This window comes from Alkalihalophilus pseudofirmus, from assembly GCF_029094545.1.
GTDB classification, from domain to species: Bacteria; Bacillota; Bacilli; order Bacillales; family Bacillaceae_D; genus Alkalihalophilus; species Alkalihalophilus pseudofirmus.
Genome location: NZ_CP117835.1, coordinates 1,041,859 through 1,058,626, shown reverse-complemented (window position 1 = coordinate 1,058,626; position 16,768 = coordinate 1,041,859). Strand labels below are relative to the sequence as shown.

22 protein-coding genes and 1 riboswitch are annotated in these 16,768 nt (G+C 40.2%); of the genes, 12 read left to right on the top strand and 10 right to left on the bottom strand.

What is annotated here, in order from left to right; all coding sequences use genetic code 11:
- Positions 1-47 precede the first annotated feature (47 nt).
- From PQ478_RS05445 to PQ478_RS05405, 9 genes are read right to left on the bottom strand one after another with little or no spacing between them, the layout of a single operon-like run.
- On the bottom strand, positions 48-800 hold the full coding sequence (locus PQ478_RS05445) for a class I SAM-dependent DNA methyltransferase (RefSeq protein WP_289236090.1): 753 nt from the start codon (positions 798-800) through the stop codon (positions 48-50).
- Positions 797-1,663 carry a CvfB family protein gene (locus PQ478_RS05440; RefSeq protein ID WP_075683635.1) on the bottom strand — a complete coding sequence of 289 codons (867 nt, stop codon included), beginning with the start codon at positions 1,661-1,663 and terminating at the stop codon, positions 797-799. Before PQ478_RS05440 ends, PQ478_RS05445 begins: the two co-directional genes overlap by 4 nt.
- A complete protein-coding gene (gene rsfS / locus PQ478_RS05435; protein WP_022626779.1) occupies positions 1,663-2,016 on the bottom strand; it encodes a ribosome silencing factor in 354 nt (117 codons plus the stop codon). The genes PQ478_RS05440 and rsfS overlap by 1 nt, the downstream gene beginning before the upstream one ends.
- Entirely contained in the window at positions 2,013-2,588 is a 576-nt protein-coding gene (gene yqeK / locus PQ478_RS05430) for a bis(5'-nucleosyl)-tetraphosphatase (symmetrical) YqeK (RefSeq protein WP_075683634.1), read from the bottom strand. Before yqeK ends, rsfS begins: the two co-directional genes overlap by 4 nt.
- Positions 2,566-3,153: a nicotinate-nucleotide adenylyltransferase gene (locus PQ478_RS05425; protein ID WP_290428915.1), complete on the bottom strand. Its 588-nt coding sequence runs from the start codon at positions 3,151-3,153 to the stop codon at positions 2,566-2,568. Before PQ478_RS05425 ends, yqeK begins: the two co-directional genes overlap by 23 nt.
- A gap of 25 nt (positions 3,154-3,178) precedes the next feature.
- The gene (gene yhbY / locus PQ478_RS05420) at positions 3,179-3,469 is read right to left on the bottom strand and encodes a ribosome assembly RNA-binding protein YhbY (RefSeq protein ID WP_022626776.1); all 291 of its coding nucleotides are present in this window, start codon (positions 3,467-3,469) and stop codon (positions 3,179-3,181) included.
- A 6-nt stretch (positions 3,470-3,475) separates the two neighbouring features.
- Positions 3,476-4,312, bottom strand: coding sequence for a shikimate dehydrogenase (aroE, locus tag PQ478_RS05415; RefSeq protein ID WP_289236089.1), 837 nt, complete (start codon positions 4,310-4,312; stop codon positions 3,476-3,478).
- 22 nt (positions 4,313-4,334) lie between these two features.
- Positions 4,335-5,447 carry a ribosome biogenesis GTPase YqeH gene (gene yqeH, locus PQ478_RS05410; RefSeq protein ID WP_289236088.1) on the bottom strand — a complete coding sequence of 371 codons (1,113 nt, stop codon included), beginning with the start codon at positions 5,445-5,447 and terminating at the stop codon, positions 4,335-4,337.
- A 2-nt stretch (positions 5,448-5,449) separates the two neighbouring features.
- Positions 5,450-5,965 (bottom strand): YqeG family HAD IIIA-type phosphatase, encoded by a 516-nt coding sequence (locus tag PQ478_RS05405; protein ID WP_022626773.1) that lies wholly within the window; start codon positions 5,963-5,965, stop codon positions 5,450-5,452.
- Between the two features lie 538 nt (positions 5,966-6,503).
- Here PQ478_RS05405 and PQ478_RS05400 point away from each other — a divergent pair.
- The gene (locus tag PQ478_RS05400) at positions 6,504-6,644 is read left to right on the top strand and encodes a sporulation histidine kinase inhibitor Sda (RefSeq protein ID WP_022626772.1); all 141 of its coding nucleotides are present in this window, start codon (positions 6,504-6,506) and stop codon (positions 6,642-6,644) included.
- 102 nt (positions 6,645-6,746) lie between these two features.
- Here PQ478_RS05400 and PQ478_RS05395 read toward each other — a convergent pair whose 3' ends face one another.
- Positions 6,747-6,983 (bottom strand): hypothetical protein, encoded by a 237-nt coding sequence (locus PQ478_RS05395; RefSeq protein WP_075683630.1) that lies wholly within the window; start codon positions 6,981-6,983, stop codon positions 6,747-6,749.
- 336 nt (positions 6,984-7,319) lie between these two features.
- Here PQ478_RS05395 and PQ478_RS05390 point away from each other — a divergent pair, with 336 nt between their 5' ends.
- From PQ478_RS05390 to PQ478_RS05340, 11 genes are all read left to right on the top strand, one after another.
- Entirely contained in the window at positions 7,320-9,737 is a 2,418-nt protein-coding gene (locus tag PQ478_RS05390) for a Na+/H+ antiporter subunit A (protein WP_075683629.1), read from the top strand.
- Positions 9,734-10,168 carry a Na(+)/H(+) antiporter subunit B gene (locus PQ478_RS05385; protein ID WP_022626769.1) on the top strand — a complete coding sequence of 145 codons (435 nt, stop codon included), beginning with the start codon at positions 9,734-9,736 and terminating at the stop codon, positions 10,166-10,168. The genes PQ478_RS05390 and PQ478_RS05385 overlap by 4 nt, the downstream gene beginning before the upstream one ends.
- Positions 10,168-10,506 carry a Na(+)/H(+) antiporter subunit C gene (locus PQ478_RS05380; RefSeq protein ID WP_075683628.1) on the top strand — a complete coding sequence of 113 codons (339 nt, stop codon included), beginning with the start codon at positions 10,168-10,170 and terminating at the stop codon, positions 10,504-10,506. The genes PQ478_RS05385 and PQ478_RS05380 overlap by 1 nt, the downstream gene beginning before the upstream one ends.
- Complete coding sequence (locus tag PQ478_RS05375) at positions 10,499-11,980, top strand: Na+/H+ antiporter subunit D (RefSeq protein WP_075683627.1); 1,482 nt, start codon at positions 10,499-10,501, stop codon at positions 11,978-11,980. Before PQ478_RS05380 ends, PQ478_RS05375 begins: the two co-directional genes overlap by 8 nt.
- A 6-nt stretch (positions 11,981-11,986) precedes the next feature.
- Positions 11,987-12,463, top strand: coding sequence for a Na+/H+ antiporter subunit E (locus PQ478_RS05370; RefSeq protein ID WP_075683626.1), 477 nt, complete (start codon positions 11,987-11,989; stop codon positions 12,461-12,463).
- 1 nt (position 12,464) lies between these two features.
- Positions 12,465-12,740 carry a Na(+)/H(+) antiporter subunit F1 gene (locus PQ478_RS05365; RefSeq protein WP_012958051.1) on the top strand — a complete coding sequence of 92 codons (276 nt, stop codon included), beginning with the start codon at positions 12,465-12,467 and terminating at the stop codon, positions 12,738-12,740.
- On the top strand, positions 12,727-13,086 hold the full coding sequence (gene mnhG, locus PQ478_RS05360; protein ID WP_012958050.1) for a monovalent cation/H(+) antiporter subunit G: 360 nt from the start codon (positions 12,727-12,729) through the stop codon (positions 13,084-13,086). Before PQ478_RS05365 ends, mnhG begins: the two co-directional genes overlap by 14 nt.
- 152 nt (positions 13,087-13,238) lie before the next feature.
- Positions 13,239-13,700: a small multi-drug export protein gene (locus PQ478_RS05355; protein WP_289236087.1), complete on the top strand. Its 462-nt coding sequence runs from the start codon at positions 13,239-13,241 to the stop codon at positions 13,698-13,700.
- Between the two features lie 281 nt (positions 13,701-13,981).
- A complete protein-coding gene (gene pssA / locus PQ478_RS05350) occupies positions 13,982-14,521 on the top strand; it encodes a CDP-diacylglycerol--serine O-phosphatidyltransferase (protein ID WP_075683624.1) in 540 nt (179 codons plus the stop codon).
- A gap of 293 nt (positions 14,522-14,814) precedes the next feature.
- On the top strand, positions 14,815-15,087 hold the full coding sequence (locus PQ478_RS05345; protein ID WP_012958047.1) for an HU family DNA-binding protein: 273 nt from the start codon (positions 14,815-14,817) through the stop codon (positions 15,085-15,087).
- A gap of 154 nt (positions 15,088-15,241) precedes the next feature.
- Positions 15,242-15,342: riboswitch (TPP riboswitch) on the top strand.
- Positions 15,343-15,468: 126 nt separating this feature from the next.
- Positions 15,469-16,743 carry an acetylornithine deacetylase gene (locus tag PQ478_RS05340; protein ID WP_289236086.1) on the top strand — a complete coding sequence of 425 codons (1,275 nt, stop codon included), beginning with the start codon at positions 15,469-15,471 and terminating at the stop codon, positions 16,741-16,743.
- Positions 16,744-16,768 lie beyond the last annotated feature (25 nt).

The window sequence follows — 16,768 nt, the reverse complement described above, 5'->3', positions numbered from 1 at the left end:
ACAGGGGAAAGCATTGCTTCCCCTGTTTTTTTCGACATTAATTCACATTATCCTCTTTTTTTCTTTCGCGCAGCAAAGAAAATTCTCATGCTTTCTTCTGAAGGGATCTCTGATGAAAAGTCGGCAGTCACCGCTTCGACCTTAAAACCAGCCTCAAGAAGCCATGTCGTGTACTCTTCTACTGAATAGGTACGTTGTTTATGAAGCTCTTCATATCTTTCATATAAGCCGTTTTCTTGCTTAACAAAAAAAGTGAGTTCATGCTCTACACTATTCTGATGCTCACCAGGAAAAGAATGCCAGATATATGAAATCTCTTCCTCAGCATCTGCAAACGTTTGACCAATGAATTCATCCTCAATTTTTGAAATCGAGTGGACATCAAATAAAAGCCAGCCGTTATCCACCACATTTTGTGACACAGAATGGAGGGCTGCTTTAACATCATCAGGCGTCTCTAAATAATTTAGCGAATCGCAAAAGATCGTTGCCAAATCATATTGACCTAGATCACCGAGCTTTCGCATATCCTGATGGATCAGGAGCGGGGAAACTCCTTTTTTCATACATTTATCTCGTGCAACAACGAGCATCTCACTTGATAAATCTACCCCAGTAATATCAGCACCCTCATCAAGCATCGAAAGAAGAAGTTCTCCTGTACCGCACCCGACATCTAGGATCTGAATTCCTTCTAAATGATCAACACCTAGTGTTTTTTTTGTAAAAGAAAGCCACTCATCGTACGGTGCATCAGCCATCAACTGATCATACAGAGCAGCAAAAACTTGATAATTCATTTTTTCTCCTTTAAATACGTCCAGCCATCGCGCTGCTCAACTTTTCCTTCTTTTAGAAGCTTACCAAGTGCACGCTTAAATGCTGCTTTACTTATGTTGAAGCGGTGCTTAATATCCTCTGGCTGAGACTTGTCCCAATAAGGCATTTGACCGCCGCGCTCTTCCATGTAACGAACAAGTTTAGTCGCATCATCTTCTTGACGCTCTGAGCGCAGAGGATGCATCGTGACATTTAGACGACCGTCTTCTCGCACATAGATAACCCGAACGGTTACTTCTTCCCCGTAACGAGGCTCTCTCGTCATTTCATTGTCATGGAGATACGCTAAATACCCTTCCTCTGTAAGTATAGCTGCTCCCTCATCGAGATAATGATAGACACGGCCTTTTACTTCTTTATTCATGAGGATATCAGATGCCTTTTTCGATTGTTCTTCAATCGGCAGACCCTTGACAAGGCGGGCCATTAAACGTCCTTTTTTATCCCATGTATAAGAGACAGGCAGTACATCATCAGGCTTTGGCCATAAATTACGGTCACTAGGCAATTCATCCATTGATAAAAATAAATCGCGAGAGATTCCATTATATAAGAATACACCATGTCCAGTTTTAATCGAGACTACTTTCAACCAAGCAAATCCTTCGCCTTGGACAATCGGTTGTTTCATTGTGGCAGATAAACGCTTATCATGGTCATGATATAAGAAAACTTCAATGTCCGAGCCAATTTCAAGCGCTTCTTCTCCTTCGATGTCATTTTGATGAAGAAGAATATCTGTATTGCCATCACTCAAGAAATACCCAAACTTTGCCTGACGAGCTACTTTCAGTGTCACGGTATAGCCAGGTTTTAATTCCATTAACTTAAGACCCTTTCGATTTCAATTGTTGGCGCATCTCCCCAAAGTTTCTCTAAGTTATAGTACGTACGCTCATCTTTATGGAAAATATGGACAACAACATCTCCAAGATCCACTAATACCCAGCGCGCTTGATCGAATCCTTCAAGACGTTTAATTTCAATTCCTTCTTCTTGTGCCACTTTTTTAAGTTCATGAGCAATAGCTTGAACTTGCTTTTCAGAATTACCATGGCAGATCACGAAATAATCAGCAATTAATGAAATCCCCTTCATATTTAATCCAACGATATTTTCAGCACGCTTATCGTCAATTGCATTAATAGCTAGTGTTAGTAATGTTGATTCACTCATTTATCCAAACTCCTTTTTGTTTTAATTAATTGATTGTATGTGTTTAATGTGTCAGGATACACAGGCTGCCTTCGCTTCATTAGAAAAGTAATCGTATTTTCAAGTGACTTTATAATCGCTTCATCTAAATCCTTTTCACTTAGCTCGCGAACTTCAGATACTCCCTTAAACTGTCTTCCTGGCTCAATATAATCAGCAAGGAAAACAACCTTTTCAAGCAAGGTCATATCAGGCTTGCCTGTTGTGTGGTACCGGATGGCATTTAAGACCTCTTCATCTTTGATACCGATTTCCTCTTTTACATAGTATGCACCACATGGGGCATGAAGTAACTCATCTCCATACCCTAACACATCTTTTTCTTTCAAAGTTGACTGTACGAGGTCTCGCATTTCTTGTTTGTCTCGAAATTTTGCATAGTCATGAAAAATCGCCGCAAGCTCTGCCTTGTTTTGGTCCGCTCCGTATCTTTTTGCAAGTGAAATCGCCGTATCCACAACACCAAGAGTATGTTGATAGCGGTGTTCGGTTAAATGAGGCTTTACTTTATTAAGTGCCGCTTCCCTCTCCATACAACCTGCTCTCCTTTATCATCTCTGCTACTTCCTCTTGTACGAGGTAGCGTATCGATTTACCTTCTTTTACTCTTTGCCGTATATCAGTAGAGGAGAGATCGATTTGCGGAAAATCAATGTGGATGAGATGATCCTTATACACAGGCGATGGAGAATACCCAGGCCTGTTGACCCCAATAAACGTGATGAGGTTTACAAGTTCTTCAATTCCAGCCCAGCTTGGTAGAGACTCCACCATATCTCCGCCGATAATAAAGAAGAATTCATGAGCCGGGTATTCCTCTTTCAATTGCTTCACTGTATCAATCGTATACGAACGGCCGCCTCGATCTCTCTCTATTGTAGATACATGAAAATGTGGATTGCTCCTTGTCGCAACCGTCACTAATTCAAGGCGTTCATCTACTGAAGACATGTCTGAACGCTTTTTATGAGGCGGAGTAGATGCTGGAATGAACCAAACCTGATCAAGTTCACACTCCACTCTGATATGTTCAGCTAACATCATATGGCCATGATGCGGCGGATCAAAGGTCCCTCCAAACAATCCAATTTTCATCATCCCTGTCTCCTTTACATCTCTTAGGTTATGGAAGAATGATTTCTTTGTTTTCTTTTGATTCTTTATAAAGAACAATCGTGTTTCCTATGACTTGGACAAGCTCTGCTTTTGCCCCTTTTGATAATTCCTCTGCTACATCGTCCTTATCAAATTCGCAATTTTGCAGCACGCTTACTTTGATTAATTCTCTTGATTCAAGAACATCATCGATCTGTTCAATCATGTTTTCATTTACGCCACCTTTTCCAACCTGAAAGATTGGTGTTAAGTGATGTGCTTTTGATCTTAAAAAACGTTTTTGCTTACCTGTTAACATAGTTTTTTACCCTCCAAGTGTTTTGAGTACGATATTTGTCATTCGTTTCCGGTCTGGCTTGATGCCTGTCCAATATTCAAATGACAGGGCACCCTGATTTACAAACATCCCCACTCCATTTACTGTTGTTGCGCCGCGCTCTGCAGCTTCCTTTAAGAAAGCTGTTTCTAGCGGATTATAGATTAAGTCACTCACTATCGCTTTATCTTTCAATTTCCTAAGAGAGATCGGCATTTGTTCAGTATAAGGACTCATTCCGACTGATGTGGTATTTACAATGAGGTCGAACTTCTCCAACCCATTCTCAGCTTCACTAAGTGTCATGGCGTTTGTTTGATCCTGATTAGTAGAAATAAGATTCAAAAGAGTATCCGCTTTTTCTTTTGTTCGATTAGCGACAACGAGACTCGACACACCTGCACCTAAAAAGGAAGCACATACTGCCCTTGCAGCTCCCCCCGCTCCAATTAATAATATATTCATATCCTTTACGTTTGACGGCAGATAAGGCTCTATCGACTGCATATAACCAGCACCATCTGTATTATATCCTACAAGCTTCCCGTCGTGTCTAACTATGGTATTAACAGCCCCAATCCTTTCTGCTTCCCGATCAATTCCGTCTAAGAAATTCATGATCGCTACTTTGTGTGGGATCGTAACATTAACACCATCTATTTCGCCGTTACGAATCTTCTCTGTCACTTCTTCAAGGTCTCCTGCTTCCACATCTAGTGCCACGTAATCTGCATCTATCTGCCAATCTTTAAAAGCATCATTATGCATCTGCGGTGACATGGAGTGTGCTACAGGATGTCCAATCAGCCCAAAACGTTTCCCCATGTTTAGTGCTCCTCTCTATCTGTTACGAGATAATCGAATCACGAATGGATACGCCTACGCCCTTAGGTGCATAAGCTTCTACTTTTACATTTCGATCATTGACTGTTATCCAGCCAAGACCAGAGATAACAATATCACTTTTTATATCTTTAATGGTAAATTCATGCTTTACAAGCGGAGGGAAATCAACCATGCTCTCTTTTCCTGGCGGTGTTAATAAATCACCTAGGTGATTTTGATAAAGCTCCTCTGCTTTCTCTCTTTTTGTACGATGAATGTGTAGATCATTAGAAGTGAAACAAGTAAAAGATGACCGCTCACCAGCTACAAAATCAAACCGAGCCATTCCTCCAAAATAAAGCGTTTGTCCTTCATTTAATTGAAATACCATTGGCTTGATTTCTTTTTTTGGTGTAATTTGCTTAAGTTCTTTTTTATCAACAAAGTGAGCCATTTGATGATGATTGATGATTCCTGGTGTATCGTAAAGAGCCGATCCATCATCAAGCGGGATATCAATCATATCTAGTGTGGTCCCTGGAAAATGCGATGTCGTTATTAACTGTTCGGTATCTCCGCCGAACTCTTTAATAATCCGATTAATAAATGTAGATTTCCCTACATTCGTACAGCCAACGACATAGACATCACGTCCATCACGCAAGCGGTCAATCTCAGAAGCAATATCTAGTACCCCTTCACCCTTTTCTGCACTCATTAAAAGAACATCAACAGGCTTGAGGCCGTTTTCCTTTGCAGATTTCTTCATCCAGTTAATGAGACGGTTTCTTTTTAAGGATTTAGGCAGTAGATCCACTTTGTTTCCAACTAGCAAGACATCATTATTCCCTACAAACCTGTGCAGACCAGGCAGCCAGCTTCCATTAAAATCAAAGATGTCTACCACTTTTACAATTAGAGAATCTGTATGCCCTAGTGTATTTAACAACTTCAGAAAATCATCATCTGTTAATGAAACATCTTGCACTTCATTATAATGCTTTAACCTAAAGCAGCGTTGACAAATAATGACCTCTCGCTCTAGTGCGGATTTAGGTGCATAACCTGTCTTGTTTTTATCTTCTGTCTGAATCTGTACACCACAGCCAGCACATGTGATCGTTTGTTCTTCCATATTTACTCCTCCCATTGAATCATTCCACGTTTTCGCATCCAATTTAATACGACACGTTCCATCCTGCGATTTAATTTTGTGGCCAAACCATCCGTTTTCGCTACTGGCACAACCAAGATCGTTTGCAGGCCAGCTCTGTTTCCGCCAAGAACATCCGTAAAAATTTGATCACCAACAACAACGGTCTCCTCAGGCTGAAGATCCATTTGACGACAAGCTTGTCTAAATGCTCGGCGCATTGGCTTTCTCGCATTATGAATAAATACGACTTCTTCTGGGTCAGCAAATACCGAAACTCTTCTTCTGTTATTATTTGAGACAATCGTAACGTTCATGCCATATTCTTGAAGCTTCTTAAACCATTCTCTTACTTCAGGTGTTGCTTCAGGACGATCCCACTCAACAAGCGTATTATCCAGGTCTGTAATAACGCCCTTGATGCCAGCTTCCTTTAATTCTTCAAGGTTAATTTCAAAAATACTTTTTACGTACTTATTCGGTAATAGGTTCTTTAGCATGACTTCACCTCATTAACAAGCAACATCGCTATTTTTATGTTCTATCCATATAACTCTTTGCATACCTAAATAGATCAGGGCAAACTTTTCCATTTATAATCGTAGTCAAACCATAACTATACCGTCACATTTGAAAATTTTCAACGCATTTCCTTTATTTAATTTAATAACCCTTTCCACTGATTATAAAAACATAAAAAACTTTTCGACAAATTACGCCACACCTCTACACTGTGGATAACGTTATACACTTATCACCCTACTAATTATAAGGTTTATTTCCACTAATAAACAATTAACCCACAACTTATCCACCGCTAAATGTGGATAAACAGAACGATTGTTCTCTTTTAGAAGACGTGGTAATATTTAGGTACAGACAAGCATAACTGTATATACAGCTTACAGACTAAGAACCTACATACTATGCAAACTTTCTTTTATATAGAACAAACTTGATGAGACAACCTTGATAAATGATCGATTGACTACTACATGTCTAAGGAGGTGAACTCACTGCAGCAGCGGTGAGAAGGGGATGAATAACTTATCTGATGAACTTTTAATTGAAACGTATTACAAAGCAATCGAACTTGACCTAAGCCCTGATTTTATTGAATTAATTCGTATAGAAATCAGCAGACGTTCATTATCAGACAAAATTAAGCTTTCATCTTAAGCTTTCATTTTAAGCTTAAAACCTACACACCTTAAGACAAAACAGAAGTTACGAACGCCCAAGATTATGCTTAATATATACACCACATAAAAGGAGAGCTTCCTACTCAGGAAGCTCTCCTTCTTCGTTTAGCCAATTTCGTGTTTGAATGACACGAAGATACTCTCTCGGCCCAAATGTTTGTGCCTCCACGCGGTATTCTTGAACCCCAAATTGCCCTGGAATTTCTTTAATACGATTATGAGTCATCTCTTCATTAAAACCGTCAGCAAAAAATCCTGCTACCAAAATAGTTGCAAAGATGACCAAACTAATGATGCTTTTATTTTTAGTAGACACTTTTAACCACCAATCCCTATCCTTTTATTACTTATAGGGTTGCAACTTCACACAAAAATTATACATCACACACTGAATTTGGAAGGGAATAACCTCTCTTCATCATAAAAAAACACGATCACACAAAAAAAATTTGCTAAAATTTTTCGTCTTTCTTCATATTTAATAAATTCTTTAAAAGCGGGTGAAGCTAAGTGCTGTAAGGATGCACGCATTTTTAAATTAGGTTATAATTCTACATAGTCTAAGAATTGTTCGGTTTTCAAATACGGATAAGAGGATAAATACATAGGGCCCAACCAATTCTACTAATAACCATTTAAGGAGGTATGTGATTTGACCGTATTACACTGGGCTACGATTTCGCCTTTTTTATTAGCTATTTTGATCCCATTTCTGTACAAATACGCTAGACGGATTCACACAGGCTGGTTTGTATTAGCACTCCCGCTTGTACTATTTATCTATTTCATTCAATACCTCTCGATAACCTCAACTGGAGGGGTTGTTGAGCACACCATTCCATGGGTACCCTCCCTTGGGATTAACTTTACTGTCTTTGTAGACGGTTTGAGTTTATTGTTTGCCCTATTGATTACCGGTATTGGAACTCTGGTCATCCTCTATTCGATCTTTTACTTATCAAAAAAGACCGAAAGCTTGAACAATTTCTATGTGTACCTTCTCATGTTCATGGGGGCAATGCTTGGGGTTGTCTTATCTGATAACTTAATTGTCCTTTATGTGTTCTGGGAATTAACTAGTTTAGCTTCATCGCTATTAATTAGTTATTGGTTCCACCGTGAAAAATCTACCTATGGTGCTCAAAAATCAATGTTGATTACCGTTTTTGGTGGATTTGCTATGCTCGGTGGTTTTTCATTGCTGTATGTCATGACTGGCACATTCAGTATTCGCGGAATCATTGAAAATGTAGATCTTGTGACATCAAGCGAATTGTTTTTACCAGCTATGATTTTAGTGCTGCTTGGTGCCTTCACTAAATCAGCACAGTTCCCATTCCACATCTGGCTGCCAGATGCGATGGAAGCACCAACACCTGTTAGTGCGTATCTTCACTCTGCAACGATGGTTAAAGCAGGGATCTATCTTGTTGCTCGTCTTACACCTGTGTTTGCCGGCAGCGCAGAATGGTTCTGGCTCTTAACCGGATTTGGTGTGGTTACCTTGTTATGGGGTTCAACATCAGCTGTCAGACAAAAAGACTTAAAGGGAATCCTTGCCTTCTCAACGGTCAGTCAGCTCGGTCTGATTATGACTTTACTAGGCTTAGGTTCTGCAGCGATTTATTTTGGTGACAGTGTCGATCCAGCCTTTTATTCATTTGCAATAATGGCTGCGATTTTCCACTTAATAAACCATGCAACCTTTAAAGGAAGTCTCTTTATGACAGCCGGTATTATCGACCATGAAACCGGCACCCGTGATATCCGTAAGCTTGGTGGTTTAATGGCCATCATGCCGGTCACATTTACGGTTTCATTAATTGGACTCGCATCAATGGCAGGTCTTCCTCCATTTAACGGGTTCTTAAGTAAAGAAATGTTCTTTACAGCGCTTCTTCGAGCAACAGAAATGAATGTCTTCAATATGGAAACATTCGGCATCATCATTGTTGTACTAGCTTGGATTGCGTCTGTATTTACATTCTTATACTGCTTAATCATGTTCTTTAAAACATTTACAGGGAAATTCCAGCCAGAAAATTATGACGTAAAAGTACATGAGGCTCCAATTGGAATGTTGATCAGTCCAGTTATTCTAGGCTCTCTTGTTATCGTCTTTGGTTTCTTCCCGAACATCTTAGCTTATACAATCATTGAACCTGCAATGCAGGCTGTTCTGCCTACAGTACTTGCCGATGGGGAGCTGTTCTATGTCAATATTTATATGTGGCATGGCTTTAATGCGGAACTGTTTATGACAATGGGTGTTGTAGCAGCTGGGATCATCTTATTCTTAATGATGAAAAACTGGGCAAAAACGGCCTTCTATATGAAAGAACGCGACCCGCTTAACTGGTTCTACGACAATTCACTTAGCGGTGTCATTACTGGTTCTCAAGCTGTAACAAGAATCCAAATGACTGGTCTATTGCGTGATTATTTCGCTTATATGACCGCTTTCATGATTCTTTTGCTTGGCTATACAATGTTCCGCTACGATGCCTTTACAATCGATACAACCAATGTAACGGGTATTGCTCCATATATTTGGGTCATTACACTCGTCTTTATTGCAGCAACGCTTTCCATTCCATTTATTAATAAACGGATCACTGCTGTTGTTGTTGTAGGGGTTATTGGTTTCTTACTTGCTTTACTATTTGTCGTGTTCCGTGCACCAGACCTTGCCTTAACACAATTACTAGTTGAGACCGTTACAGTTTTACTCTTAATGCTTGCTTTCTATCATTTACCAGAATTACGCAAAGAAGAATTCAAGCCGCGCTTTAACATCGTGAACTTGATTATCTCTATTGGAGTCGGGTTCCTTGTAACTGCGATTGCCTTAAGTTCTCTTGCTCTTGGAAATGAAGCAGGTATTGAGCCTATCTCACAATTCTTTGTAGAGAACTCTAAAGAGCTCGCAGGTGGGTACAACATGGTAAACGTCATCCTTGTTGACTTCCGTGGACTTGATACATTGCTTGAGGTTCTTGTACTTGGAATTGCTGCATTAGGTGTCATTGCATTAATTAAGCTACGAATGACAGGGAGGGAAGATGTGTGAAGAACTTAAAATCTAATGATGTCCTTCTTCATTCCGTCACCCGCGTTGTGACATTCATCATCCTTGCATTTTCCGTCTACCTATTCTTCGCCGGTCACAACAACCCCGGCGGAGGATTTATCGGCGGATTAATGACAGCAAGTGCCCTGCTTTTAATGTATCTTGGGTTTGATATGAAGAGCATCAAAAAAGCAATACCATTTGACTTCACAAAAATGATTGCTTTCGGTTTGTTGCTGGCAATTGTTACGGGCTTTGGCGGCTTATTAGTCGGCGATCCGTATCTTACTCAATATTTTGAGTACTATCAGATACCGATTTTAGGTGAAACAGAGCTGACTACAGCACTGCCGTTCGACCTGGGTATCTACCTAGTTGTTGTCGGTATTGCACTCACGATAATTCTTACGATTGCGGAGGATGATATGTAATGGAAATATTAATGTCCATCACTGTTGGTGTCCTCTTTATGGTCGGAACCTATTTAATTCTTACGAAAAGCTTGCTTCGAGTGATTGTAGGATTAATCCTGCTTTCACACGGAGCTCATCTCCTGCTTCTCACGATGTCAGGATTACAAAGAGGCGCACCACCACTACTTGGTCTTGAGGCTAGCACATATAGTGATCCATTGCCTCAAGCATTGATTTTAACAGCGATTGTAATTAGTTTTGGGGTCACATCATTCTTGCTTGTACTCGCATATCGCACATACAAAGAGCACAAGACAGATGATTTAGACCAATTAAGGGGATCTGCAGATGAATAACTTAGTCATACTACCGATTCTAATCCCATTTATTGTAGGTACGATTCTCATTTTATTTGCAAAAAATCATAGCCTACAGCGTGTGATCAGCGGCTTTACTGTGATCGGCATGCTGTTAGTAGCTATTTATCTTGCAGTTGATGTATATCAAAATGGAATCTCTGTTCTTGAACTGGGTAACTGGCAAGCACCATTTGGTATTGTCTTAGTTGCTGACATGTTTGCTACCATGATGGTCATTCTCGCAAGTATTGTAGGGGTTGTTTGTTTGTTCTTTGCCTTTCAAACGATCTCCTCAGAACGTGAGAAATATTATTTCTATCCGTTCTACTTCTTCTTACTTGCAGGGGTAAACGGAGCATTCTTAACTGGAGACTTATTTAACCTATTCGTCTTCTTCGAAGTGATGCTGATTGCCTCCTACATTTTAATTGTATTAGGCGGGACGAAGTATCAGCTTCGTGAATCATTAAAATATGTAATGATCAATGTTTTTGCTTCGATCTTGTTCATTGTCGGTGTGGCCTATCTTTACTCGATTACAGGAACACTGAACTTAGCTGACTTAGCTGTTAAAGTCGGTGAACTTGAACAGACAGGCGTATTAAATGTTATTGCGGTTATTTTCTTGGTTGTATTTGCTATGAAGGGTGGTCTCTTCCCTCTTTATTTCTGGCTTCCGCGTTCATACTATGGACCGCCAGCAGCAATTGCCGCATTATTCGGGGGCTTATTAACGAAAGTTGGGATCTATGCGATCATGCGTACATTCACGCTGATCTTTACTCATGATCCAGACTTTACCCATATGTTAATTCTAATTTTAGCTGGTCTGACGATGTTCTTTGGGGTACTTGGGGCCGTTTCACAGTTTGACTTTAAGCGAATCCTCTCATACCACATTATCAGTCAGGTTGGTTACATGGTGATGGGGCTTGGTATTTACACGCAGCTAGCAATTGCCGGTGCGATCTACTATATTGCCCACCATATTATCGTTAAAGCAGCCCTCTTCTTATTTGCAGGGGCAACTCAAAAAATTACCGGAACAACCGATCTAAAGAAAATGGGAGGTTTACTTAAAACCCACCCATGGCTTGCATGGATGTTCTTTATCTCTGCAATTTCCTTAGCTGGTATCCCGCCGCTAAGTGGATTCTTCAGTAAGTTTGCGCTTATTTTAGCTGCATTCTTAAATGAGAATTATATTATTGCCGCTGTCGCTCTTGCAGTCGGACTTCTAACATTGTTCTCAATGATGAAGATTTTCATTTACGCGTTTTGGGGTGAGCAGAAGCATACAGAACAACAAGCAAACTTTAAAGTGGGCAAACTTTTACTGCCAATTGTTCCACTTGTCGCTTTAACTATTATCCTTGGTTTCGCAGCCGAGCCAATTTTCCAATATTCACTGCAAGTGGCTGACCAAATTCTAGACCCAACGATTTATATCGAATCTGTACTTAAGGAGTAGATGCTAATGGCTTTTCAAATATTATTAAACCTTGTCATTGCGGTTATCTGGGTTAACTTTCAAAATAGCTATACAGCTGTCGACTTCTTAATTGGATATGTTGTTGGGATTTTCATCTTATTCGTTTTAAGACGTTTTCTGCGTTTTGATTTTTACATGCGCCGCGTATGGGCTATTATTAAGTTAATTAGTTTATTCTTTAAAGAACTTATATTAGCCAATATAGACGTGATTAAGATTGTGTTAAGTCCTAAAATGAATATCCAACCTGGAATTGTAGCTGTGCCTACTAAATTAAAAACAGACTGGGAGTTAAGTCTTCTAGCATCTCTTATCTCTCTTACTCCAGGTACACTATCGATGGATTTCTCAGATGATAATAAATACATCTACATCCATGCGATTGATGTTCCTAATAAAGAGAAAATGATCCGTGATATTCACGATACATTTGAACGTGCTATTTTGGAGGTGACCAAATAATATGTTCCAATCCATTTTAATGATTGTATTAGTGGTCATGTCTATCTCATTGTTCGTTTGCTTTATCCGTACATTAATCGGCCCTACGATGTCTGACCGCATCGTAGCGCTTGATACATTTGGCATCAATCTAATAGGCTTCATCGGGGTCATTATGATGCTTCAGGAAACTTTGGCATACTCAGAAGTTGTTCTTGTCATTAGTATTCTTGCCTTTATCGGGTCGATTGCGCTTTCTAAATTTATTGAAAGGGGTGTTGTCTTTGACCGCGGTTGAGATTATTATTAGTATCTTTGTTCTCATTGGCGGCTTTCTTAGCCTGTTAGGTTCGATCGGGATTATTCGTTTCCCTGATGTGTACGGCCGTCTCCACGCTGCGACAAAGAGTGCAACACTTGGTGTAATCTCGATTATGCTCGCAACGTTCTTATTCTTCTTCCTCGTTCACGGTGAATTTGTCGGAAAGCTGTTATTAACGATTTTATTCGTTTTCCTAACTGCTCCTGTAGCCGGAATGATGATGGGCCGTTCTGCTTATCGTGTAGGCGTGCCTTTATGGGAAAAGAGTACTCAAGATGACCTAAAGAAGATGTATGAGAAGAAAATGAAAGGAAGCAACTAAGCTTTCAATAGGAATGAGGGGGCTGTCCCTTAAGGTCATAAAATGGCCTTGGGACAGCCCCCTCTCTTATCAAGCGGTATTTTTTTAGTGGCTTTGTTTATGAGCAGATGATACACTTGCTCTATTATTAAGAGGATCACTCGGAGGTTTTAATGTTTCAATCATTATGGGAGTATATATTAGTATTTCTAGCGGCGGCTACGCCATGGCTTGAAGCGATCGTCGTTATACCGATCGGAATTATTCGAGGATTAAATCCAGTGCTCGTATCAATTGTTGGGTTTGTCGGTAACATGCTGACTGTTTTACTTGTCGTTATTTTCTATGAAAAATTCGAGGCATGGAGAGCACGCAGACGTGAGGAGACAGGAATCGAAGAAAAGCCTCCTACAAAGCGTCAGGAGCGCGCTAAGCGAGTCTGGAACCGTTATGGTCTTCCCGGCCTTTCCGTTGGAGGACCGCTCATTCTAGGCACTCATTTAACGATCCTTATGGCGCTCGCACTTGGGGCAAAAAAACAAGCTGCTACTTGGTGGATGACCATAAGCTTAATTGCTTGGATTCTTATTTTTGCTATCGGCACCTATTATGGATTTGCCTGGTTCACTAGTTAGGGATACTCGATTAGAAGCCTTCATGTACAATTCATGAAGGCTTTTGTTAGGATGATTACGTACGCTCCTTCCCCCCTTTACTAGGACTTCATTTTCTGTTTTGCTAACTTGACAGTTAATCGACTTAAAGGTCTTATTATCAAGGAATCCCCATATTATGACAAAAATAGTGCTGTTTTATCGACTTCGTTCTCTAGTGAAAACGGCTCGAGTGTGTTATGATATTAATTTATAAAGGACGTTAGGAGCATTTGTTTAGCTAACGTTAAGGAGTGAAGTGAATGTTCCTTTTAGAACATCTCGATCAGACGGTGAAGAAAATGAAAGGTCAAATTGCAAATATATTAACACTTATGAACCTTGGATTAGGTGCTCTCTCAATCATCTTCGTTCTGCAAAACGAACTTAGAATGGGATTGTTATTTATTACAATTGCAGCGGTATGTGACCGACTTGACGGAGCAGCAGCAAGACGCTTTCAATCTACGTCTGAATTTGGAAAACAACTAGACTCACTGAGTGATATTGTCTCTTTTGGAGTCGCACCAGCTTTATTGATTCATCAAGCTGTTTTACATGAATTCGGCTCAGTCGGGGCCATTTTCGCGATTATCTTTATTATTTGCGGAGCGATACGTTTAGCTCGCTTTAATGTAACGGAAAGTCATGGCTTCTTTGTTGGCCTTCCTATCACAGCTGCAGGATGTATCTTAACATTTTCATCTCTATTAGTTCCATTTCTAGAAGCATATAGTTTTATGTTCATTACGATGATCCTTGCCTTGCTTATGGTCAGCTCATTTAAAGTGCGTAAGATGTAGAATAAAGGATAAAGCTCAAAGCGACTGCTTGAGCTTTTTTCGTATCAAAATTAGGGAATCTACGCTTTTTTGCTGTCGAAATGTCAAAAAGAGTGGAAAAATTGACTTTAAATGCTTGAATTTACCCCCAAAGTCTTGACACCACTGGGGTTTAATGAGTAAATTTGAGTTGCAGGTTATTTTAGCTTGTTGGGACAGCTATTAAATCCAATCGAACAAACGAAGATAGATTCACATTCTATAAGAGTTTATCTATCGTTTTTCAAAACAAGGTATGAAAGGGAGTTTTTTTCATGAACAAAACAGATCTAATTAATTCAGTATCAGAGCAGGCAGACCTTTCTAAGAAAGATGCTTCTAAAGCAGTAGACGCTGTATTTGACAGCATCACTAACGCACTTGTTGAAGGTGGTAAAGTTCAGCTAGTAGGTTTCGGAAGCTTTGAAGTACGTGAGCGTTCTGCACGTAAAGGCCGTAACCCGCAAACTGGCCAAGAAATTGAAATCCCAGCAACAAAGAACCCAGCATTTAAGCCAGGTAAACAATTAAAAGACGCTGTAAACTAATAACGTCAAAAGTAAAAGCGAAGAGTACTCCTCTTCGCTTTTTTCAAAGAGTTATAACACATTTAATATTGTAACCTTAAAAAAAGTATGATAATTTGAAAGTAGTTTCAGAATCATATTTTCAGATTCATATTTAAATAACATAATTAAATAGCCAGACCACTAGGGGTGCAATTATTGCTGAGAAAGGTGCAAGCCTTAACCCTATTACCTGATCTAGATAATACTAGCGGAGGGAAGTGGTGAGAGCGTCTATTCTCAGTTGTAACTCCAGCTGTGTTCAGCGAGATTGCATACAGCAAGGTTTTCCTGTACATATGACGTCTATCAGCCACTTCTTTTATAGAAGTGGTTTTTTATTTGCTTTAAAGGAGTGAGAACATGAAATCTATTGCAGAACTTATTGAACGTGTTGAGGAAAGAGAAGAAGAACTAATCTGCCTGTTGCAGCAGCTAGTAGAATATCAAACGGAAAGCCCCCCAGCTAGAAATACGAAAGAAGCACAGGACTTTATCGCTCACTACCTTGCCGATGCGGGCTTTGATATTGATATGTGGGATGTTTACCCTAATGACCCAAATGTCGTAGCTGTTAAAAAAGGGACAGCTTCTGCTCACCACCGCAGTTTACTCTTAAACGGACATGTAGATGTAGCTTCCGTTTCCAAAGACGAAAACTGGACCTACCCCCCTTTTAAATTGACTAAAGAAGGACGAAAGGTGTACGGACGCGGAACGGCAGACATGAAAGGCGGTCTGGCTGCCTGCCTGTTTGCAGCAAAACTTCTCCATGAAGCAGGTATAGAACTTCCAGGTGATCTGACGATTGAATCGGTCATTGGTGAAGAAGTCGGTGAAGCTGGTACAAAAGAATGCTGCGACCGGGGCTACCGTGCAGATTTTGCGATTGTAGCTGATACGAGTAATTGCGAGATTCACGGGCAAGGCGGAGTCATTACAGGCTGGGTAACCGTGAAAAGCCCAAAAACGTTCCATGACGGACTGAGACGCAATATGATTCATGCTGGCGGCGGACTCTATGGTGCGAGTGCAATTGAAAAAATGACTAAGTTAATTCAAGGTCTTAGCGAGCTTGAGCGTCATTGGGCCATCACAAAGTCATACCCTGGTTTCCCAAGCGGTATGAATACAATCAACCCAGCTGTGATTGAGGGCGGCCGTCATGCGGCATTTATAGCTGATGAATGCTCGCTTTGGATTACAGTGCACTATTATCCTGATGAAACGTATCAAGAGGTCACCCGTGAGATTGAAGAACATTTACTTGCCGTTGCAGCTGGTGACCCTTGGTTAAAAGAACACCCTCCTATTTTCCGTTGGGGCGGTACTTCAATGATTGAAGACCGGGGTGAAATCTTCCCTGCCCTTCCAATAGATTTGGAGTGGGATGGGTTGAAGCTTTTAGAATCCACTCATCATAAAACGTTTGGTGTTAAAACAAAAGTCGGAATGTCTTCTACAGTGACAGACGGAGGGTGGCTTGGAGATGCTGGTATTCCAACCGTCATCTATGGTCCTGGCGAGTTAATCCATGCCCATGCTGTAAATGAAGAACTATCCATTGATCAGCTTCTTGATTATACGAAAACGATTTTAACGTTCATCTATGAATGGTGTTATAAAGAAAGTCAATAGCGTTTATAAAACGTACAATAAAAAG